The following is a 20,357-nucleotide window of genomic DNA, read 5'->3' as shown; positions in this document are numbered from 1 at the left end:
TTAGCCATGTCATTACCCCTTTCACTACTCGATCTTGCCCCTATTTCAGACGGGCAAAGCATAAGCGATGCATTAAGTAACTCGCGAGAGTTAGCTAAGCAAGCTGAGCGTAGTGGATATCAACGTGTGTGGTTGGCAGAACATCACGGTATGCATGGTGTGGCGAGTTCTGCTACCGCCGTTATGTTAGGCAACATTGCCGGCGCTACTAACCACATTCGTGTAGGTGCAGGTGGTGTAATGCTACCAAATCACGCACCATTGGTTATCGCCGAGCAATTCGGTACGTTGGAAACCTTGTACCCAGGTCGCATAGATTTAGGGCTTGGCCGAGCCCCAGGTACCGACATGGCTACCGCAAAAGCATTGCGTCGCAACCTTAGTAGCAACGCGCATGTAGACACCTACCCTGATGACATAAAAGAGCTTCAACATTATTTGGGAGCCCCAGAGCCTGGGCAGAAAATTATCGCGGTGCCGGGTGCCAACACACATATTCCGTTATGGTTGTTGGGTTCAAGTTTATACAGTGCGCAATTGGCTGCATCGGTTGGGTTGCCTTATTCTTTTGCGTCGCACTTTGCACCAGACCAGCTGTTCGATGCCTTGCATGTTTATCGTTCTATGTTTAAACCATCAGCGCAGCGAGAAACGCCTCACGTGATGGCGGGGTTAATGGCGGTTGTAGCCGATACCGATGAAGAAGCTCAGTACTTGTTCACGTCGGTTCAACAGCAGTTTATGAATATGCGGCGCGGGCTGAATAAGCCTTTCGCTAAACCTGTAGATGATTTATCTAATATTTGCAGCGAAGCCGATTACGCTATGCTGTCTCATGTATTGCGTTATGCGTTAGTAGGCTCAAAAGCGACGGTAACCACGCAGTTAGCTAAGTTTGTAGAAGCCACAGAAGTGGATGAGTTAATTGTTTCAATGCCCATTCATAATCTAGAGGCACGACTAAAAAGCGTTGCGCTTTTGGCCGAAGTGAAAATGTAGTCGAAACCAACGTCTAGCAGAAATGCGCCTATCTCTAAATGTGGATATGACACTTTGAATGGAATTAGAAAAGCCTGCTAAGAGCAGGCTTTTTACGTGTAGCAACGGGCATTATTTCTTATTCGCAAGGCGCTCAATAAGCGCTTTATGCTGAGGGAATTTTTCTAACAATTCATGCTGAAAAACTTCAATCATATCTTCAGGCTCCCACCCAGGGGATACCGCTTCGCTCACCAAACCATAGTCGCCATCAGTTAATTCGGCCGCTTTATAAGTGCCACCGGGAACAGCAAGCTGCAACTGCTGGCCGTTGGCAATATCAGGCCCTACTACCACTTTTTCGTAATGGCCATCTGGGTAAATCATATGGTAAGTAATGGGCGAGCCCATATGGTAAAACTCAATGCCATCGGAATACTTAGTATGAAAATGGTCAATACTATTGTCGTTCGTAAGCATATAATAAATAGCGGTCATGGTGGTGCGTTCACCACGCGCCGTTGTTACTTTGTCTCTGTGATCCGCTTTAAAGCTTTGGCGAAAATACCCACCTTCGAAGTGATGAGAGAGGTTGAGTTGTTCAATGACTTGTTCTTTCGTTAACGTCTTCATATTATTGTTCGTCATTTTCTGGTTCCTCATTTCGTTGTTAGCGATAGGCGAAAAGCTTGCCAGGCATAGGCTTAAACCTATACCTAGCGTTGTCATTTTTTTGCTAGAACATATATTTGGGGGAGTACTAGGGATAAGAGATTTTATTCGCCTCATAATATGGTTATTATCCTTGATAGGTTTAGCCGTAACGGGTTAGGCATTTTATATGGCTCTTAAATTATAATGGGCTCCAAATCATAGATGGTTAGTACGCTAGGGCACTTTTTAACGCTTAATCTAGCGCAAACTACCTACAATCACACTGATGGGTGTTTTAAGCCTATATTATACGAACTTCAGCTATGCAGCGAAGTCGATTAACACTATGATATTTCAAACTAATCACCTACTCACAAGCTTAATAGTTGGGCTAAATAAAGATGAAAAAAACGTCACTACTCATTGTGAGTATACTCCTTTGTTTTGTATTTCACGCTCAGGTTAACGCTAAACCACTACGTGTGGTCATAATAGAAACGGGTCCTTTACCGGTAGTGATAAATACAAAAGATGCCTTTATCGATGAACTTACGCTGGTTATGCCCGATCATGAAATAGACGTAGAAATATATAATGCAGAGGGTCTAGAAGATAAGGCGAGGTCTATTGTGGAAACAATCACCGAGCAAGCAGCGCCGGACCTGTTAGTACCAATTGCTACGCTTGCCACTAGGGCGGTTTACAACTTTTCCGCTGCGGCTGAGATTCCTACTTTATTTATGACAGTGGCAGACCCTGTAAAAGAGGGCATAGTCACTGCGTTTGGCGAACATAGCACGTCAAACATAACCGGTGAATCTCACGTATTAGATGCCAAGGTGAAGTTGGATATGCTTGATGGCTTACTAAAAGCCTCTGCACTGGAGGAACCCATCACTATTGGGCTGGTGCACTCAGAATACCCATCTTCAAAAAGTTCGGTAGAAAGCCTGTTAGCACTCGAGAGTCAGTATGATAACGTGAAGTTTGTGACGGTGAGCACCGCCTATGTTGAAGGCACTTTAGGGTTAGGTGCTATGCGTGCTGGTATAGTGGAAGTGCTTAAAGAAAAAGTAGAAACATCTGGCCTCGATGCTTATTGGCTTTCCACTGGCCCCTTGCTTCAAGCCGACGATCTCATTAATGTTATTTACAAAGAAACTAAACTATTACCGATTTTTGCCGAAAGTATAGAGTCTGTACAGCAAGGTGCGTTACTTGGCGTTGTAGCAGATGAAAAGAGTATCGGTAAATCAGGTGCATTACGCGCCAAGAGGATCTTAAGTGGCGAGAGGGCGAATACCATGGCTGTCACTAGAATGGAGAAATATACAATTGGGGTGAATGTATCCACTGCCATCAAAATGCATATTCCTATTCCGTCGTCGTATTTAAAGTTATCGAAAGATCACGTTTATCAATAAAGAGTAGTACCAGATATCTATGCGAATTAAGTCGAAACTTTTAGCTATATATATCCCCATTCTGTTTACAGGGATGGCGCTAACGGGCTATTGGGCCTATTTGACGGCTTATGACTCAGTGAGAGAGCGAGAATATCAGTTACTTACTCAAACCTTATCACTCACCTTTATTGAGTTCGTGCGAGAGCGGCACGAATTGCTGGTGAATTCTGGTTTGGAAAATGTACCTGTATTTCGAGATGCCTATCAAAAAGAGGTGTTTGACGAGCTAGCAGAGCTTCATCAATCAACCGGTAAGCATTTTGCGGTAAGTGACAAGTCAACGGGTGCTGAGCTATTTAGCACCTATGAAGAATGGACACCCATCAATACTGCTAACGCCACCATCACCACTATTAATGCTACCGATATTGCTTTTGGTGAATCTGAGTGGAGAGACCAAGATGTACTTTTTGCCTGTAGCAAGTTCGACCCTTGGAACTGGAAGCTTACGGTTAGCCAATCTACCGATGAGCTCGAATCATCATTATCAAAAATAGCCTGGCTAACCATCGCTATTACCTTGTTTACGGTTATTTTAGTGAGTTTATTCATAGGGAAAATCACTCAGTATTTTGTGGTATCCCCGATTGGCAAAATTAAAGATGCAACGAGCAGTATTGCCGGTAATCATAAGCGGGTTAGCATTGATGTAAGCGGCAAAGATGAACTGAGTGAATTAGCCCAAGATGTAGAGGCCATGTCAGCAGACATCGAAAATTACGTGGAACGGGCACAAGCTGCCAATAAAGCCAAAACGGACTTTCTTGCCGTCATGAGCCACGAAATTCGCACGCCGTTAAACGGTATTCAAGGGCTTGCTACTTTATTGCTAGATACGCCGTTAGATGACAAGCAAAAGCAATATGCTTCAGATTTACGTTCTTCAGCCACCATTCTTGCTAATGTGATAAATGATGTACTCGATTTATCTAAAATTGAGTCTGGTATGTCAGAAGTTGATGTGACCGAATTTAATTTAGATAGCATGCTGAACGATCTTATTACCTTGCTAGGTATCAATGCGAGTGCAAACCACACGCGGTTAGAATATAAAAGTAAGAATTTGGACTCGGTAATGGTCACGAGTGATGTGACTAAACTGCGCCAGATAGTGATTAACCTAGCCAGTAACGCCATCAAATTTACGCATAAAGGCACGGTGACGGTTACAGCAAGCCTTAAAAAGGTAGCCGGTCCATCGGTAGAAGAAAATCGTTTAGTCATTTCTGTGAAAGACACAGGCATTGGTATAGAACCCGATAGACTTGAACATATTTTCGATAAGTTCACTCAATCCGACTCTTCTATTTCACGTCGTTATGGCGGCACAGGTTTAGGTTTATCCATTGCTAAAGAGCTCTCACAGATACTAGGTGGCGATGTCAAAGTTGCAAGCCGAGTGGGTGAAGGGTCGTGTTTCACGATGTCTGCCATGGTTAGCGCCCGCACTATTGATAGTGCGTCACTACAAGAAGCGCAAAGTAACCTAGATAAAAATACAATCCTTAAACCGGGTATTAGCGTATTACTGGCAGAAGATAATGCGATAAATGCCGTGGTGGCACAGGCACTACTAGAACAGCTTGGGTGCACGGTTACTCATGTCGACAACGGTTTAAAAGCGGCCGTTAAAGTTGAAGAAGAGACCTTCGACGTTATCTTTATGGATATTCATATGCCAGTGATGGATGGTGTTGAAGCCACTAGGCGTATTCGAAGTTTACCGAGTGACGTAAGCCAAATCCCTATTATAGGGCTTACAGCAGAAGCTTTTAAAGAACGCCATGATGCCTTTAAACAAGACGGTATGAACGACGTTGTCACTAAACCTATTACCATTGAGGCATTAAAAGGTAGTCTACTTAAGCTAGTCCTATAGAAGTGTCTATACTTACTGAAAGATATTACCCGTGTCTGGAGAAATAGGTGGAAGTGGTAACAAAGCATAAAGAGATTTTAAGACTTCGAGTTGCTCTTATTATCGGTGCTTTGTTGCTCGCCTCTTTCATATTGGCGGATATAGTGTTGTTACCTTCCCCTTTGTACGAGTTTTATCTTCAAAACCGCCTTTTGTATCAAATTCCAGTTATCTTTGCGGTTATCGCCCTTTCGTTCTCTAAATTCTTTTATGCTGCCAGAAGCTGGATATTTGCAGGGCTGATGGTCATGTTAACCTTCGCGAACTATGTGCTTATTTACCAAAGTTGGGTGCTATACGAGTTTGCTTTTCCTTACGAGGGCACCATTTTATATGCATTCTATTGTGTATTTGCATTAGGTGTTACCTACAAGTTGGCGTTGGCAGCATCGACTATAAGTATCGCTGGGTTTATTGGGTTAATGGTAATCGCGCCTGTTTATGGCGACCGCGTGATGATTTCAACGTCATTTGTGGTTGGGTCTTTGTTTATATGTGCTTATGCAAAATATCGTTTAGATAGAATTGTTATTCTTCTAAAATCAACAAATAAGAAGCTAAACACCTTAAGCCGTGAAGATCCGTTAACCCATCTTCTTAATAGACGTGCGCTGATGAAAGAAGGCGAGAGATTACTGTCGCTTAGTAAAAGGCAGAACCTTTCTTTCGCTGTTTTTATGCTCGATTTAGATGACTTTAAGAAATACAACGATGCCTTTGGTCACCAGCAAGGTGATGATGCCATTGTGGCGCAGGCTGATGTGATGCGCGCAGTGTTTCAACGGCAAACCGATATTCTGGGTCGTTATGGCGGCGAAGAGTTTATGGTTATCGTCAGTGGGGTTTCTGCAAGGCAAGTAGAACAGAGTTGCCAGCAAATACTCGACACTTGGGATGAAAAAGCCTTACCGCATGCACCAAATGCATCAGCGAAAACCGTCTCATGCTCTATTGGTGCTGTGGTTGTTAATAATGTGAAAAAGCAAACTCTAGAAGGCTTAATCAACCAAGCTGATAATGAGCTGTATCAAGCAAAGGCTGCGGGGAAAGGGACTTATTTACTATCGACGCTAAGTGAAATTAACGTCGATAGTTAACGCAGAAAACATAAGCGATAAGCTTAAAGTTTAACGATCATTTTCCCTTTATTGTCGCCAGAGAATAGCATCTGTAAACCCTCTACCGCTGATTCGATACCCTCAACCATGTGAGAACGATATTGAATCTTTCCTTGTTGTACGTAGGGCGATAGCTTTGCAACAAGTTGAGGTACTTCGCCCCAATGATCAGGCATCGCAAACCCTCGAACGTTAATGCGCTTTTTAATTAACGGTATCCAATTTGGGCCGGGAGCCGGGTTTTCAGATTGATAGTCGGCAATCATGCCGCAAACCACAATACGGCCATGCGTATTCATACGATTGAAAATATGGTGCTGAATAGGGCCGCCGGTGTTTTCAAAGAATACGTCAATTTTATCGGGGGTGAGCTCAGTTAATTTTGCTTCTAAATCGTCAGTTTTATAGTTTACTGCTCCGTCGAAGCCGAGCTCGTTGACAATCCAATCTGCTTTTTCGTCACTACCCACTACACCAATAACGCGAAGGCCGTCAGCTTTAGCTAGCTGACCTACAATTGAGCCCACCGAACCCGCAGCGCCAGTGACAACTAAGGTTTCACCTTCTTTAGGCTCACCAAAGTTATATAAGCCTGTGGTAGCAGTTAAACCAGGCAAAGCGAATACGCAAAGGGCCATCTCTTCGGTAATACCGGGCTGTAGCTTGTTGAAGCCTTCACCATTACTGACCAAGTATTCTCGCCAGCCGGTCATTCCCATGACTTTGTCGCCAACAGAAAAATCAGGGTTGTTCGACTCAATTACTTCACCCACACCGCTTGAGCGCATGACTTCACCAAGCTCAACAGGCGGAATATAACTTTCACGATCTTCACTCATCCACCCTAGCATTGCTGGGTCGAGCGACATGTAAGTTTGTTTAATCAGTATTTCACCTTTACCCGGGGAAGGAATATCTTGCTCACGAGTTTCGAACAAATGGGAGCCTATTTTTCTATCGTTTGGGCGATTGACCAATAGAATTTCTTTATTGCTAGACATGTGAATTTCTCCTTAGGCTGTTGAAATTATCTTGTACCACTGTTGTGGGGCTAGAAACTGCTTATACAAGCGTAATCACTAGAAAGGTCAAAAATAGCGTGATTAATCAAGTCTCCTCCAATTGAATATAGTGATAGGCAAACTCACCTGTTCACAAATAATATCAATTTTTGCAATCTATTATTTTCAAAGTGTTTACATCTTCTTTAATTGTGCCGCTAAAATTGTAAAAAATGCGATAAAACAGCGTGAATGGCGTTAACTTGCATTGAACAAAACATACCGTAATCGTAGAATGCGCCACTGCATATTTCCTGTTCTATAAGAGTATTTTTATGAAGCAACATTTTTCTTTACGCGCCTCTGTATGCTTAGCATTAGCCTCTATGGCATCTTCTTCTGTGCTAGCTGCTGGTTTCCAAGTAAATGAGCATAGTGCGAATGGTTTGGGTCGTGCCATGGCGGGCCAAGCGGCGAAGCCAGAGAATGCCTCTATTTTAGCAACCAATCCAGCTGCGATTGGTGTATTTAAAGAAGCTGAGTTTAGTGCATCAGTAAGCTTTATAGACCCGAATGTAGACATTTCCGGTAATGTGACTTATTCATTTGGGGATACCCTAGTTGGTGGTGGCGTTGCTAAAGAAGATAATATTGCTGAGACAGCATTTGTTCCAGGTTTCTTCTACGTTTCACCTATCAACGACAATTTTTCTGCTGGTGTAGGTGTTTTCACCACTTATGGCCTCCGTTCTGATTACTCTGATGACTTCGGCGCTTTACATTTCGCTGATACTGCAGAAGTTAAAACCGTTACGGTAAACCCAGCTTTGTCATATAAAGTGAACAAGCAGCTTATGGTCGGCTTTGGTTTAAACGTGACGTATGCAGAAGCTGAAATTGGTTCAGGTGTATCTAATACATTGGCAGCTACCATTGAAGGTTTAGAACCAACCGCACAGGCTTTAGGTATAACACTTCCCTCTCTTAACGCTGGATCGTCACTGTTTAGCATGGAAGGCGATGATGTGGGCTTCGGTTGGAACGTAGGTGTTTTCTGGCAGCCTAGTGAGTTAACTAACATCGCGTTGTCTCATCGCGCTGAAACAAAACTAGAGTTGGACGGGGCCGTATCATCAGAAACGCCTGTATTCCCGATAGAACTCAACCAGCCTGGTAGCCTAGACTTAAATCTTGCGGCTATTACAGAGCTTGCTATCGACCAGAAAATTGATGACCAGTGGTCTGTTCAAGCGAGTCTTACCTTCACTGATTGGAGTACTTTCCAAAAACTTGAAGCTAACTTAGAAGATGGCGAAAATTTCCTTATTAAAGAAGAAAACTTTGACGACTCATGGCGCGGATCTATTGGTGTAACGTATATCCTAAATGATGAGTTTACTTTACGTGCAGGTTACGCTTACGACGATGGAGTAGTATCGGTGGAGAATCGTTCATTGAGTATTCCTGATACTGACCGTCATTGGATATCAGGTGGTTTAACTTATACTATGAGCGAAAACACATCGATTGACGCTGCGTATGTATTTATTGATGGTCGCGAAGCGTATATTAATAAAGATAGAACTATCCTTAGCGATGTTTTACCAAATACAGACTTCACCACTAACTTTACAGGTACGCAGTCAGCAACAGCACATATTTTAAGTGTACAGATGAACACACGCTTTTAAGCTAAATCATCAAAAAGTGGCAGCGTATTGGTTTGCTACTGACTGACGAAAAAGGCCTAAACGCAAGTTTAGGCCTTTTTAGTGAAAGCGATTAATTCGTAAAACCTAAATCTCAGAGAACCAATCTTGCAAGCATGTAATAGCTGCGCTTATTTTAGCAGGAACCAATTCCCGCTTTGGCGTAACCGCATATACGGTGTAATCAGGTAACGACCAGTCAGTGAATAGCTGCTTCATTGAACCCTCACTAAGTAAGTGGCGCACCTCTGGTTCAGGCAACACTGCATATCCAAGACCATCACGGGTAAGCTGAATTAAGGTCTGCATTGAATCAAGCTCAATACGGCTCGACGTTAGTGGCACTTTATCAAACTTGTCGTGCTTCATTACATATTCTTCTATATGACGGTGAGAAATATAGGAATACTCTTGAAGAATTTCGGGCGACTCAAGAGGCGATTTTGCCAAAGGGTGGTCAGCCGATACACAAAGAATTCGTCGCCATGTGGCCAACTCTAAACTGCTGAAGTTAGTATCAGATACTGGGGTGAAGCCAAGCAGTAAGTCGGCACCGGAAACAATAATGTCTGTAGGTTGGTCGGTTAGCGTCAGCGATACATTTATTTTTGGAAAATCCTCACATAACTTCTGCAAGGGCTGACTTAATAAGCCTCCACCAAAACCTTCTGGGGCAATAATATTGACTTTACCTGAAGGCGCATCTTGAAGCGTTTCAATACGCTCTTGTGCTTCAACCGCGGTATCTAACATCTTTTTGCTGGTGTCGTAATAGATCCTTCCAGCCTCGGTAAGGCTCAAATTTCGTGTATTACGGTTAAATAAACTCAGCCCAATGTCTTGTTCAAGTTTTCTCAGTTGTTGGCTAATGGCCGAGACGGTCATATGCAGGTTTCGGGCTGCAATACTCATGCTACCGCTTTCAGCGACCTCAACAAAAATTTGCAGAGAGCGAAGTAGTTTCATGTTCATTGGTATTTGTATCCTCATCGATACGAGTCAGTTGGTCTCGCGTTGCTTTTTTAAGTCCTTTTATCTCCTATAAATGTAATCCAATAAGGGTAACTACACATCCATATTCAGCTTATGAAACTGCAACTAAGCGCGTTTTATTCTATTGAGGATAAAGAATTAGTTTAAAAAGCGAAATAAGATAGTCTTTGCAGAATGTCATTTGTTAGGGGGGTGTATCCAGTGTTTTTAATATTTGTAAAATGCGGATATAACACTTTCTTTAACACTGAAAACTGGTACGTTAAGAATAAAACAGCGAAGAGCGAGCATGCTATCGCTCTCCACTCGTTCCACTAAAAATCAAATAAGAATGGTGATTATGAAACTTCGCGTTATTTCGCTTCTGCTGTGTATGTCATTTGTTGTGGTGATATCAGGGTGTACTACAACTTCAACTAACACGACACCTCAATATGGGCCAGCTACTTTCACGGGTGATGAATTTACTGCGGTTGTGGTTGCATACGCGCCAGAAATGGAAGGTATTTTAGGTAGGATTGCGTCCGATCCAGATGCACAAATTCATACTACTACCACAATTAAAGGCATTACTTACCGAATTGGCACCTATCATGACGAGCCAATATTGGTTTTCGCTACTGGGATGAGCATTGCAAACGCGGCAATGTCTACGCAAATGGCACTCGATTATTTCCCTGTTAAGCAAGTGGTCTATATGGGCATCGCGGGCGCGGTGAATCCAAAATGGCAGCCGGGGGATGTTATCGTACCCGAGCGTTGGTACTACCATGACGAAAGTGTATATACCAACGAAGACCCAGAAAATCCTGGTGAATACGTGTTACCCGCCTATTACGAAAAATTTATGGAAGAGCAGCCTTCTCGTTTAGCGGCCGATCCTCATTATCCTAAATATAAGCCTTTTCACTTTATCCACCCAGATGAAGTATTGATTGTAAAAGACGGCATGGATAAGCCACAAGATACGCCTTATTTCACTGCCTCACCAAAGCTACTTGCCGCAGCGAAAACAGCATTGGCAGAAATGCCAATTCAACGTATTTTGGATGAACGTGATGCCAAGCTTCATGTAGGTGGAAATGGTGTTACTGGTTCGGTGTTTATGGATAACCGAGAGTATCGTAAATGGGTTAGAGATGTGTTTACGGCTGAAGTCACCGAAATGGAATCCACTGCGATTGGCCAAGTGTGCACAATCAACGATGTGGACTGGGTTATTATTCGCGCTATCAGTGACTTGGCGGGTGGCCAAGAAGGCGTGAATACAGAAAATTTGTATGATAAAGAAGTGTCTCGTGTAGGCGCGAATGTATTATTTGCTGTGCTAGACGAGTTAGCTGAATAGATAGATTCTGATCTATTCAGAAGGCTGCATAGATCAGTAGCCGAGGATGAATAACATCCTTTCAAATACAAAGGGCGAGGCAGACTTATTACATTATCGAGTTTGCCTCGCTTTTTTGTTTTCTCTTTAGCTCTTTAGCGAATAGTACGCACCATATTGATGGTGGTGGTAGCCAGTTTCACTTCCACAAGAAACACCACAAGCGCACAAATTAGAAACATCATTGCTAATATAAATAGCGAAATGACAGGTGTTTTTAAATCAACGAACCACAGAGAACCAGCAAATAAAGCCACAATAACGGAGCACACCATTAGCCCCGAGGCCACGCATAAGCCAATGGCCCAGTTGATGACTTTTACTCTGCGCCAAAGTACTTTTATTTCTCGCTTTGAACGGTCGACAATATGTGGGTCTGAGAGGGTATGAATTTGTCTTTCTGCTACTCTTACTCTGTCTGATATTCTGCCAAGCCGAGACGACATAACGTTTAAAAAACCTGCTATACCTGTAAGTAAAAATACAGGAGCTACCGCAAATTCAATAAGTTGGGATAGGCTAGGTATTAAGGTATCCAAAAATTCCTCCGGTAATGCATGACTACTGTGCTATCGCTAATACGAAGCTTATACGTAACTTATATAGCTTAGCCCACTAACGAGCATAAGTAGTTAGTATAAGAGCTCGACATAAGTGCTCGACATAAGAGCTATGCATCAGTAGTTAACATAAGTAGTTAACATAAGAGCTAGGCGGCGAGTTAACGGCTGCAACCAGTTCCATACTTAAGCGATGCCCGCTCTAGGTGGGTAAGTTATTATTTTTACTATTAATCGCTAAATAGTTAACGATACAATTAACCTTATAGTTAGCACCAATGTTGTGGTCGAATGACACACATTATACGTATGTTAATCTTGCCAAATCTTTAGAAAGGACAAGCAATGAGCTCCACATTCAGGTTATTTTTACATAGCCTTAGCACCGTGACAGTGGTGTCGTTTTCTTCTTCTGCCGCCGCGCAAATCCCAGAGGGCGCAAACAGTGGCAAAAGCATAGCGTCAATAGAACGCGTGGTAACAACGGGAAGTAGAATTGCTAATTCCACTGCAAATTCAGGGTATGTGGTGTCTACGGTTTCAAGCGACGACATAAACTTTGTGTCGCCAAGCCATATACAAGAAGTGTTGAATTTTATTGCAGGCGCTGGTGTTCAGCGAGGTAATGGGCAGGAATACCTACCTGCATTACGCTCGCCAGTGCTTACCGGTGCTGGGGCGTGTGGCGGTATACTGGCCGCTGAAGATAACATTCCCTTACGCGCAGCAGGCTTTTGTAATATTAACGAGCTGTTTGAAGCGCATGGTGAAATGGCAGAACGCATAGAGGTGTTAAAAGGTCCTGCTTCCCCCTTGTATGGCTCTAACGCTATTCACGGCGTGATTAATGTTATTACCCCCGATGTTACCCAAGATACTGCCTTATATGGAATTGATTATGGTTCTTATGGTTATAGCAGGCTGAAACTGCGGCAAGGTAAAGACTTTGGTGAGTCTGGTATAGGCATTAACGCGAGTATTACCCGCGACGGCGGGTATCGAGACGAAGAAAGTGTAGATCAAGAAAAGGTTAATCTCAGGCATCGATACGAAGTTGATAACCTAAAACTAACCAGTGGGTTGACGTACACCCATTTAGATCAAGAAACCGCCGGTTACATTACCGGATTTGAAAGCTATAAAGATGAAGATATCGCCCAAGGTAACGACAACCCTGAAGCCTTTCGAAAAGCGAAAAGTTTACGTGTATGGAGCAAAGTAGATATGGCGTTAAGCGGCGACAACGCACTGTCTATTACGCCGTATTATCGCGATCAAAGCATGGAATTTCGCATGCACTTTTTACCTGGTACACCGCTTGAAGAAAATGAGCAAGAAGGGTTTGGTGTACTTTCCCAGTATCACCATGTGGTGAACAACACGTTGAGTTTTGATGCCGGGTTAGACGCTGAATATACCCAAGGTAGCTTGGTGCAAGCACAAGACGGCGCTACGACTGGCTCTGCATTCTTAGTGGAAACCGTACCGGCGGGGCTTCATTACGATTATCAGGTAGACGCTACCCTTTATGCTCCGTTCATTGCGTTAAATTGGCAACAAGCGGCGTGGGCGGTTTCTTTAGGTGGGCGATATGAGTATATGGATTACGATTATACCAACAACATGATATCGGGGCGTACCCGCGACGATGGCACCGAATGTGGTTTTGGTGGATGTCGGTACGCAAGGCCTGAAAGCGGCACCAACGATTACAGTAACTTTAGCCCTAAACTCTCGGTGAGTTTTCAAAGCAGTGAAACAACGTTATGGTATGCGGGCTTATCTCGAGGCTATCGTGCCCCGCAAGCAACTGAGCTTTACAGACTTCAGCGCAGTCAACAAATTGCCGACTTAGACTCTGTCACCGCCACCAACGTAGAAGTGGGTGTTAAAGGGCAGCACAAAGCCTTTAGCTATGTGGTATCTGCTTATAGCTTAACTAAAGACAATGTGATTTATCGTGATAGTGATTTTTTCAATGTAAGCAATGGAGAAACCTGGCACAGAGGGGTAGAGCTAACCCTAAACTATCAAATCAGCCAAGGGTTTGATTTCGCGTTTGCAGGCAGCTATGCCAAACACACCTATGAGCACAATGAAATTGTGGGCGAAGTCGATATTAAGGGCAACGATATTGATACGGCGCCAAACCTGACCTTCAATGCTCGCCTAGGGTACAGCTTTACCCAAAGTACTCGGACTGAACTCGAGTGGCAGCATGTCGATGGGTATTATACCGATGCTGAAAACCTTAACGAGTACGAAGGTCATGATTTATTGAACCTACGGGCCTCTTGGGCAATTTCGCCTGAACTTTCAGTGTATGCACGAGTAAATAACTTGCTCGATACCGCCTACGCTGAACGGGCCGATTACACGTCCTTTACCGCCGATAGATACTTCCCTGGGCGGCCAAGAAACGTAATGTTCAGCGTTGATTATCAGTATTAGTTAAAACCATTATCTACTCTGGTATAAAAAACGGTAGCGTGTATCTCACGGTTACCGTTTTTTTTCGCCTTTTTTATCGTACGCCTTACTAGAACCAACCTGTCAGGCTTGCGAGAAAATGCGTTCAGGCGTACTGTTAACCCCACATATGCAGCGAATACCTTTAGTCGCGCCAGGTATATCATTTCAATAATTTTGGATTATGAAAGATGAGATACGTGGAATGATTAAATTATAGGTAAACCCATGCAAAAAATAGTTGTTGTCGGTGGTGGCGCTGGAGGTCTTGAACTTGTAAGCAGCTTAAGCCGCACCCTCGGGAGAAAGAACGAAGCAGAAATAACCCTAGTTGACAGAAGTCGCACTCACATTTGGAAGCCCTTGCTTCACGAAGTGGCTGCTGGCGTTATAGACAAGCACTCTGATGGCGTTGATTACGCTATTCATGCTGCGGCACACCACTATCGCTTTCAGTTAGGGAGCATGTGTGCCATTGATGCAGAGGCCAAAACTATCATGCTTGCGCCATTATTCGATGATGAGGGAGTGTCGATATTACCCGAACGTAAAATACCTTACGACCAATTGGTATTGGCGATTGGCAGTGTCAGTAATGACTTTGGAACGCCAGGCGTTGCGCAAAATTGTTACTTTCTTGATTCATTGGTTCAAGCTGAACGCTTTCACAAAGGGTTGTTGAATCAGCTAATTCGTATTAACCAGCAAGAAGATGAAAATAGCTTTATAAAAGTGGCTATTGTGGGCGCGGGTGCGACGGGTACTGAATTAGCCGCTCAGCTTCATCATGTTGCTAACTTATCGAAAACCTACGGCATGCCGGGTATGTCAGCGTCCCGTTTAAAGATAACTATTGTAGAAGCGGGAGAGCGGATATTACCTGCGCTACCTGAGCGTATCGCCAATTCTGCTCGTAAGGCGCTGCATAAACTCGGTGTAGACATTAAAGAAAGCACCATGGTGGCTGAGGCTGATGAAAATGGCCTTATCACGAAAGATGGTAGCCGCGTGGATGCTGATTTAATGGTATGGGCGGCAGGGGTGAAAGCGCCGGATTTCGTCACCGAAATGGGTATTTTTGAGACCAACCGCGCAAACCAAATTCTTGTTAATAAGCACTTACAAAGCACTGGCGACAGTAACATTTGGGTTATTGGTGACTGTTGTGGCTTCAAACAAGAAAACGGTAAATGGGTACCACCTAGAGCCCAGTCTGCACATCAAATGGCAGACACGGCGGCAAACAATATTATTGCATTACAGCGGGGGAAAGAATTAAAAGGCTATGTCTATAAAGATTATGGCTCGCTAGTGCATTTAAGTAACTACAGCACCGTAGGTAGCTTGATGGGGTCGTTATCAAATTCAAGTATGTTCATTGAAGGGCGTTTAGCCAAGATAGTTTATATCTCTTTATACAACATGCACCAATTTGCAGTACACGGAAAGCTAAGAGGCGCACTAAAGCTGCTACTTAAGAAGCTGAGTTATGCGATTAGCCCTAAGTTAAAGCTACATTGATTTACAAGGCATAACTCATGTCTGGGTAAGTTATATCTAGCCTGTAAACGTAAAAAGCCCGCATCAGCGGGCTTTGTTATTTTATAAGTGTAGAACGTTACTGTTTAACACCTTCAACGTGAAGAGAAAGCTCAACGGTTTGTGACGCGGGACCTAAGTCATAGTCAATGCCGTAGTCTTTTAGCGCAATAGTAGTAGTGCCTGAAAAACCAGCACGATAACCGCCCCACGGATCGCTACCTTCACCAATTTTTTTGGCTTCAATAGTCACGGGCTTAGTCACACCATGCAGCGTAAGGTTACCCGTGATGTCCAACATACCGTTGCCTTTGTCAGCCACTTTTGTGCTAACGAATTTAGCTTCTGGGAAATCATCCGCATTTAAAAAGTCGTCGCCTCTTAGATGCTTATCTCGTTCTGAATGGTTTGAATCTATGCTATCGGTCTCGATAGTCACTGAGACAGACGCTGCAGCAGGGTTATTTTCATCGTAGCTAAATGTGCCTTTAAAGTCGTTAAAGCGACCGGTTAGCCATGAGTAACCTAAATGCTGAATTTTGAAATTAACTGATGCATGAGCACCTTTGGAGTCAATAATATAATCAGCGGCGTGAGCTGAACTTACCGCTGTATTGAGTGCTGCGGCCGTCACTAGTGCAAGTGTTAACTTCTTCATAAAATCTCCTTAATATCAGTGTTTAGCGAAGCCTCAACATCTGCTTCAGCGTGTCGTCTTTATCAATGAAATGGTGTTTCAATGCCGCTAACCCATGTAAAGAAGTCAGCACGATTAATGTCCAAGCCAGGTAGAAATGCACCTCGCCAGCCAGGTCTTCTTGATGTTCTATAAACTCACCAAGCCCTGGTACCGCAAACCAGTTGAATACATCTATGGCTCTGCCATCGGCAGTTGAAATAAGATAGCCCGAGGTAAAAAGCGCTAAAAGAACAAGGTAAATAGCACTGTGTCCTAATTTACTGGCCAACTTCTCAAACTTGTTGCCAAAGGTCGCTGGTCGCTGGGTAGATACGCGCGAAATCAACCTCACTAAAGTCACAGCAAAAAACAGTAGCCCTACACTTTTGTGCCAATGGGGCGCGGTTTTGTACCAATCACTATAGTAGGTCAAATCTACCATCCATAGCCCTGAGGCAAACATACCTACCACAACCAGAAAGGTGAGCCAGTGAATTAAGATAAGCCAAAGAGGCCAGCGTTTTTTCATAAATGAATGAGCAATAGAACCAAATTTTAAAATCAGTCTACTGGAACAGTTCAAGAGTGAATATTGCAAAGCTTATAACAGTGCGTTCTATTTATTAGAATGAATGCGTAGGGTGTAACGTCACTTATATTTAGTAATTAGATAATAAGCGATAAATCGTCTAAAAATTGAGGCGGGCTTAAGTGATAGTGAATAAAAAAGCCATATAGTATTAGGTAAGGGTGAGTTAACCCGTTTTTTAAATGTTGCTGGAGTTCTTCTTTTGAATCTTTTGCTGTTGCTACTCACAATGTCGTTCTTAGTACCTGAAAATGGTGCTGGCAATGTATTGAGCAAAGAGATTTCACAAGTATCGAATGACATTAGCATTCAATATTTAGCCTCTTCAAATCTAGATCAAGCCAGTGATAAAGACGAGCTTGATGATGGCGCCTACTTTTTAAGTGCTTTCTTCGCGAGTAGCAAGGTTCCCAATACTCGCTTTTTTACTTACACACTTCTCAGCGATGCAGACTATGCAGCGCACCCTATTCGCGCGCCACCCCACTTTAGTTAAACAAAGTTTTCATCCATCTATCTAATTTGTTTACTATTTTAAGGGGAAGGTAATGCATACCTTACAACTTCATAAAACCGATGCCGCCGATCGTCTAGCTTGGCCTGTTGTTGAAAATAAAGTGTCTGTCACTTCGTCAGCGATGGCGGTGTTCACAGATTTCAAACAATACATGCCACACGTGATTGACGAAAATGCACCTGCTACACGCGTTGAAAAAATCATGCGTCAATCTCATGTCCGTATGATGCTGGTGGTAGATGCCAATAATGCATTCACCGGCATTGTTACGTCACAAGACGTAAGCGAACAGCATATTGTGCAGAAAATTGCTGAATTAAAAGTGCCTAGAGATGGGTTAGTGGTGCGTGATTTCATGCAGGCTAAAACGTCACTAATGTCATTTGATTTCACAGAATTGACAAAATCGTCAGTCGGGGATGTGGTAGAAACCCTTAGAGACTATGGGCAGCATCATTGTTTAGTGCTCGATAGAGATTCTCACGAGGTGCGCGGTGTTATTAGCGTAAGTGATATTGCTCGAGAATTAAGAGCGCCTCTTGATGTTCAAGATAAGCCTACGTTTTCACAGTTGATTCGGGTGTTAGCTGCATAGCTTACTCCGTTTACCCCTGCCAAATGCCACGGCAGAGGCTTTGACTATGCCCGCATCACGCTTGTAATTGCTTCACTTTACCATCATGCCCTCACAATATTGAGGGCGCGATGGTTTACTACATTTCGAATTTTGAAATCATTGACTATAGTTTGATTGTGAAGCATTGAAGAGCGGAGAATTATGAAACCAGTACATGGCTCATTTGTAGTTACTCGGTGCGGTAATATTATGCTTACTCAAGCTTATGGCCCCTGGAATAGTGAGTGTGTCAATGGCTTAGTGCTTGATTACCGAGATAAGTCTATCGATATGCATGGCAGTAATTGGGGTGATATTGTCGTTCTTGAAGGGGAGTCCCTGCTTATTCCCGATGCCGAAAACCTTCTGGCTGAACGTATATCCGCAGTACGTCACCTTGGGTTAACACATCTAGCGTTGGTACTTGAATCATCCTTAGTAAAATCAACCACCCGAAATCAACTTGACGCGGTATACCGTCAAACCGGTGTAGACTTTACTTTCTTTGATACCTACCCGGAAGCAAGGGCGTGGTTAACTCAACTAGGTTACACTCTTGATGAAGATGCTGAGCGCTTTCATTTTGTAAAAACCAAACAACATTGTCAGTAGCTGTAGGCGGCTCGGCAAGTTGGAATGATTTTCGCAATATTCTCGATAAGTAAGATGTTTTAAACGACTGAAATCGAGGCCAAACTATGATCCATAGCACCTATCCACCCAGTGTTGTTATAAAAGCTTTCACTTGGGCTTACCAAGAAGTTGGCTTGAATCAAGCAGAGGCTGCTGATTTACTTGGCGTTTCTGAAACATCCCTATCGCAAACGACGCTACTTGGGTTCGAGCATGGCACGACAGAGTATCGTAGACAGCTCTCTTTCATCCGTATGTATCATTTACTCATTGCGTTGTCAGAAGGGGACAGTGCGTCCATGCAAACATGGTTTCAGCAATACCAAAGTGAAATAAAAACCACGCCTAAAAACTTGTGTTTTACATCAGATGGGATTGAAAGAGTCACTGATTACTTACGAGAGCTAAAGCAAACCGTTGAGCTAAGACCAAGTCTGTCACATTTACGACGTGCTAACGCGAACTCTACCGCTAGAGTGGTTACGCATTAAAGGCAATAATTTGTGCGCTATTAGATGAAATGCTTAACGTGATTAAGCGAGCTTGCCCTGAGCGTCTAATTTGTTCACTTTATTGATGAAATTGAAGCAGGCTTCAGGCTGAGTATTAATTATCATATGACCCGCATTGGGGATAATTTCTGCCATGCTGTTGGGAAGCGATGTAGCAATAAATGACATATGCGCATCGGGGGATAAGATAGCGTCTTGTTCACCATATAAAATACCCACCGGACAGGAAATTTTTTCGTAATGTTCAAACTGTTTATACAAGCTTTCCGTTGACGCTACCATATCACAGCTAGCTTGATAAAAACTCTCTGAATGCAGCGCTAGCGCCCCACCGCTTTCAATTCCAAAGTTCGAGGGTACCCGCTCTGGGAAAAAGATTTGAGCGACTTGTTTCTTTCCAAAAAGTATACGCAGCGGTGCGGCCAATGTACGACTGATAACCCTGCGCAACCCTTGATAAGGAATGTACAGCATAGTTAATGGACCCGGTCCTTTCGTTAAGGGCACGGTTAAGGGGCAAAGCAGCGAGACAGATTTAATTTTATCCGGTGCGTCTAGTGCCATGCGTAAAGCAATAGCGCCTCCCATAGAGTGCCCAGCAACAAAAGCTTCATCTATGTTTAACTGCGACATCCAATCTAAAATAGTGGCGCTTTGGACGTTGAAATCTGCTGGTATGTTACGATGACGAGTAGAAAAGCCACTTCCAGGGCGGTCAATACTGTATACGGTATAGTGCTTAGTTAACTGATTCGCTAAGGCTGTAAAATTAAGCGCATTACCCGCAAGTCCATGAATAAGAACAAGGGTAGGGCCTTGCCCTTGTTTGGTGTAGTGAATTTTTTCATGCTGCACATTTAAAAATTGGCCTGGTGGACGGAAGTTTTTTTCGATTTTTTTATCGATATGTTGAGTGAAAAGCCATGACGCCAGTAACAGGCAGAAGATAAGTGCGACAATAAAATAAATAACCACCACAATATGTTTCCTTTATTAGCGTAATTAGTAAACTAATAAGA

Annotated in this window: 19 protein-coding genes; 12 read left to right on the top strand and 7 right to left on the bottom strand. The window is 43.3% G+C overall.

Going from position 1 to position 20,357, the window contains the following annotated elements; genetic code table 11:
* Positions 1–6: 6 nt before the first annotated feature.
* On the top strand, positions 7–999 hold the full coding sequence (locus J5X92_RS02945; protein WP_208804558.1) for an LLM class flavin-dependent oxidoreductase: 993 nt from the start codon (positions 7–9) through the stop codon (positions 997–999).
* Between the two features lie 111 nt (positions 1,000–1,110).
* Here the strand turns inward: J5X92_RS02945 and J5X92_RS02940 are convergent, their stop codons facing one another.
* Positions 1,111–1,626 carry a cupin domain-containing protein gene (locus tag J5X92_RS02940; RefSeq protein ID WP_201299285.1) on the bottom strand — a complete coding sequence of 172 codons (516 nt, stop codon included), beginning with the start codon at positions 1,624–1,626 and terminating at the stop codon, positions 1,111–1,113.
* 407 nt (positions 1,627–2,033) lie between these two features.
* Here J5X92_RS02940 and J5X92_RS02935 point away from each other — a divergent pair, with 407 nt between their 5' ends.
* The 3 genes from J5X92_RS02935 to J5X92_RS02925 are packed head-to-tail and all read left to right on the top strand — an operon-like array spanning position 2,034 to position 6,113.
* On the top strand, positions 2,034–3,056 hold the full coding sequence (locus J5X92_RS02935; protein ID WP_208804557.1) for an ABC transporter substrate binding protein: 1,023 nt from the start codon (positions 2,034–2,036) through the stop codon (positions 3,054–3,056).
* A gap of 19 nt (positions 3,057–3,075) precedes the next feature.
* A complete protein-coding gene (locus tag J5X92_RS02930; protein WP_208804555.1) occupies positions 3,076–4,977 on the top strand; it encodes an ATP-binding protein in 1,902 nt (633 codons plus the stop codon).
* 47 nt (positions 4,978–5,024) lie between these two features.
* On the top strand, positions 5,025–6,113 hold the full coding sequence (locus tag J5X92_RS02925) for a diguanylate cyclase (RefSeq protein ID WP_208804553.1): 1,089 nt from the start codon (positions 5,025–5,027) through the stop codon (positions 6,111–6,113).
* A 23-nt stretch (positions 6,114–6,136) separates the two neighbouring features.
* On the opposite strand, the gene J5X92_RS02920 is transcribed toward J5X92_RS02925, so the two are convergent.
* Positions 6,137–7,135: an NADP-dependent oxidoreductase gene (locus J5X92_RS02920; protein WP_013786487.1), complete on the bottom strand. Its 999-nt coding sequence runs from the start codon at positions 7,133–7,135 to the stop codon at positions 6,137–6,139.
* Between the two features lie 335 nt (positions 7,136–7,470).
* Here J5X92_RS02920 and J5X92_RS02915 point away from each other — a divergent pair, with 335 nt between their 5' ends.
* Complete coding sequence (locus J5X92_RS02915) at positions 7,471–8,826, top strand: outer membrane protein transport protein (RefSeq protein WP_126874014.1); 1,356 nt, start codon at positions 7,471–7,473, stop codon at positions 8,824–8,826.
* Positions 8,827–8,931: 105 nt separating this feature from the next.
* Here the strand turns inward: J5X92_RS02915 and J5X92_RS02910 are convergent, their stop codons facing one another.
* Complete coding sequence (locus J5X92_RS02910; RefSeq protein ID WP_013786484.1) at positions 8,932–9,816, bottom strand: LysR family transcriptional regulator; 885 nt, start codon at positions 9,814–9,816, stop codon at positions 8,932–8,934.
* Positions 9,817–10,177: 361 nt separating this feature from the next.
* Here J5X92_RS02910 and J5X92_RS02905 point away from each other — a divergent pair, with 361 nt between their 5' ends.
* Positions 10,178–11,185 (top strand): 5'-methylthioadenosine/S-adenosylhomocysteine nucleosidase, encoded by a 1,008-nt coding sequence (locus tag J5X92_RS02905; RefSeq protein WP_208804551.1) that lies wholly within the window; start codon positions 10,178–10,180, stop codon positions 11,183–11,185.
* A gap of 134 nt (positions 11,186–11,319) precedes the next feature.
* Here the strand turns inward: J5X92_RS02905 and J5X92_RS02900 are convergent, their stop codons facing one another.
* On the bottom strand, positions 11,320–11,763 hold the full coding sequence (locus J5X92_RS02900) for a DUF2721 domain-containing protein (RefSeq protein WP_208804549.1): 444 nt from the start codon (positions 11,761–11,763) through the stop codon (positions 11,320–11,322).
* Between the two features lie 366 nt (positions 11,764–12,129).
* Here J5X92_RS02900 and J5X92_RS02895 point away from each other — a divergent pair, with 366 nt between their 5' ends.
* On the top strand, positions 12,130–14,235 hold the full coding sequence (locus tag J5X92_RS02895; protein ID WP_208804547.1) for a TonB-dependent receptor: 2,106 nt from the start codon (positions 12,130–12,132) through the stop codon (positions 14,233–14,235).
* Between the two features lie 246 nt (positions 14,236–14,481).
* Complete coding sequence (locus J5X92_RS02890) at positions 14,482–15,774, top strand: NAD(P)/FAD-dependent oxidoreductase (RefSeq protein ID WP_208804545.1); 1,293 nt, start codon at positions 14,482–14,484, stop codon at positions 15,772–15,774.
* 97 nt (positions 15,775–15,871) lie between these two features.
* Here J5X92_RS02890 and J5X92_RS02885 read toward each other — a convergent pair whose 3' ends face one another.
* Complete coding sequence (locus J5X92_RS02885; protein ID WP_126874018.1) at positions 15,872–16,450, bottom strand: YceI family protein; 579 nt, start codon at positions 16,448–16,450, stop codon at positions 15,872–15,874.
* Between the two features lie 22 nt (positions 16,451–16,472).
* The gene (locus tag J5X92_RS02880; RefSeq protein ID WP_208804544.1) at positions 16,473–17,000 is read right to left on the bottom strand and encodes a cytochrome b; all 528 of its coding nucleotides are present in this window, start codon (positions 16,998–17,000) and stop codon (positions 16,473–16,475) included.
* A gap of 262 nt (positions 17,001–17,262) precedes the next feature.
* Between J5X92_RS02880 and J5X92_RS02875 the strand changes: the two genes are divergently transcribed.
* The 4 genes from J5X92_RS02875 to J5X92_RS02860 all read left to right on the top strand — a co-directional run bounded on the left by J5X92_RS02875 (position 17,263) and on the right by J5X92_RS02860 (position 19,317).
* Complete coding sequence (locus tag J5X92_RS02875) at positions 17,263–17,556, top strand: hypothetical protein (protein ID WP_013786477.1); 294 nt, start codon at positions 17,263–17,265, stop codon at positions 17,554–17,556.
* Between the two features lie 52 nt (positions 17,557–17,608).
* A complete protein-coding gene (locus tag J5X92_RS02870; protein ID WP_013786476.1) occupies positions 17,609–18,172 on the top strand; it encodes a CBS domain-containing protein in 564 nt (187 codons plus the stop codon).
* A gap of 183 nt (positions 18,173–18,355) precedes the next feature.
* The gene (locus J5X92_RS02865) at positions 18,356–18,805 is read left to right on the top strand and encodes a hypothetical protein (protein ID WP_013786475.1); all 450 of its coding nucleotides are present in this window, start codon (positions 18,356–18,358) and stop codon (positions 18,803–18,805) included.
* An 86-nt stretch (positions 18,806–18,891) separates the two neighbouring features.
* Positions 18,892–19,317 carry a hypothetical protein gene (locus tag J5X92_RS02860; protein WP_129740366.1) on the top strand — a complete coding sequence of 142 codons (426 nt, stop codon included), beginning with the start codon at positions 18,892–18,894 and terminating at the stop codon, positions 19,315–19,317.
* Positions 19,318–19,359: 42 nt separating this feature from the next.
* Here the strand turns inward: J5X92_RS02860 and J5X92_RS02855 are convergent, their stop codons facing one another.
* The gene (locus J5X92_RS02855; protein WP_208804543.1) at positions 19,360–20,316 is read right to left on the bottom strand and encodes an alpha/beta hydrolase; all 957 of its coding nucleotides are present in this window, start codon (positions 20,314–20,316) and stop codon (positions 19,360–19,362) included.
* Positions 20,317–20,357 lie beyond the last annotated feature (41 nt).

The sequence above is a fragment of the Alteromonas sp. K632G genome (assembly GCF_017653625.1).
Classification (GTDB): Bacteria; Pseudomonadota; Gammaproteobacteria; order Enterobacterales; family Alteromonadaceae; genus Alteromonas; species Alteromonas naphthalenivorans.
The sequence above is the reverse complement of the archived record's forward strand: the minus strand, read 5'-3'. Positions and strand labels throughout refer to the sequence as shown.

What these genes read in the sequence shown, in the direction of transcription:
- J5X92_RS02935 (WP_208804557.1), top strand. Translation starts at nt 2,034, where the DNA reads ATGAAAAAAACGTCACTACTCATTGTGAGTATACTCCTTTGTTTTGTA.
- J5X92_RS02940 (WP_201299285.1), bottom strand. Translation starts at nt 1,626, where the DNA reads ATGACGAACAATAATATGAAGACGTTAACGAAAGAACAAGTCATTGAA.
- J5X92_RS02860 (WP_129740366.1), top strand. Translation starts at nt 18,892, where the DNA reads ATGATCCATAGCACCTATCCACCCAGTGTTGTTATAAAAGCTTTCACT.
- J5X92_RS02895 (WP_208804547.1), top strand. Translation starts at nt 12,130, where the DNA reads ATGAGCTCCACATTCAGGTTATTTTTACATAGCCTTAGCACCGTGACA.
- J5X92_RS02865 (WP_013786475.1), top strand. Translation starts at nt 18,356, where the DNA reads ATGAAACCAGTACATGGCTCATTTGTAGTTACTCGGTGCGGTAATATT.
- J5X92_RS02890 (WP_208804545.1), top strand. Translation starts at nt 14,482, where the DNA reads ATGCAAAAAATAGTTGTTGTCGGTGGTGGCGCTGGAGGTCTTGAACTT.
- J5X92_RS02910 (WP_013786484.1), bottom strand. Translation starts at nt 9,816, where the DNA reads ATGAACATGAAACTACTTCGCTCTCTGCAAATTTTTGTTGAGGTCGCT.
- J5X92_RS02885 (WP_126874018.1), bottom strand. Translation starts at nt 16,450, where the DNA reads ATGAAGAAGTTAACACTTGCACTAGTGACGGCCGCAGCACTCAATACA.
- J5X92_RS02880 (WP_208804544.1), bottom strand. Translation starts at nt 17,000, where the DNA reads ATGAAAAAACGCTGGCCTCTTTGGCTTATCTTAATTCACTGGCTCACC.
- J5X92_RS02930 (WP_208804555.1), top strand. Translation starts at nt 3,076, where the DNA reads ATGCGAATTAAGTCGAAACTTTTAGCTATATATATCCCCATTCTGTTT.
- J5X92_RS02945 (WP_208804558.1), top strand. Translation starts at nt 7, where the DNA reads ATGTCATTACCCCTTTCACTACTCGATCTTGCCCCTATTTCAGACGGG.
- J5X92_RS02920 (WP_013786487.1), bottom strand. Translation starts at nt 7,135, where the DNA reads ATGTCTAGCAATAAAGAAATTCTATTGGTCAATCGCCCAAACGATAGA.
- J5X92_RS02905 (WP_208804551.1), top strand. Translation starts at nt 10,178, where the DNA reads ATGAAACTTCGCGTTATTTCGCTTCTGCTGTGTATGTCATTTGTTGTG.
- J5X92_RS02870 (WP_013786476.1), top strand. Translation starts at nt 17,609, where the DNA reads ATGCATACCTTACAACTTCATAAAACCGATGCCGCCGATCGTCTAGCT.
- J5X92_RS02915 (WP_126874014.1), top strand. Translation starts at nt 7,471, where the DNA reads ATGAAGCAACATTTTTCTTTACGCGCCTCTGTATGCTTAGCATTAGCC.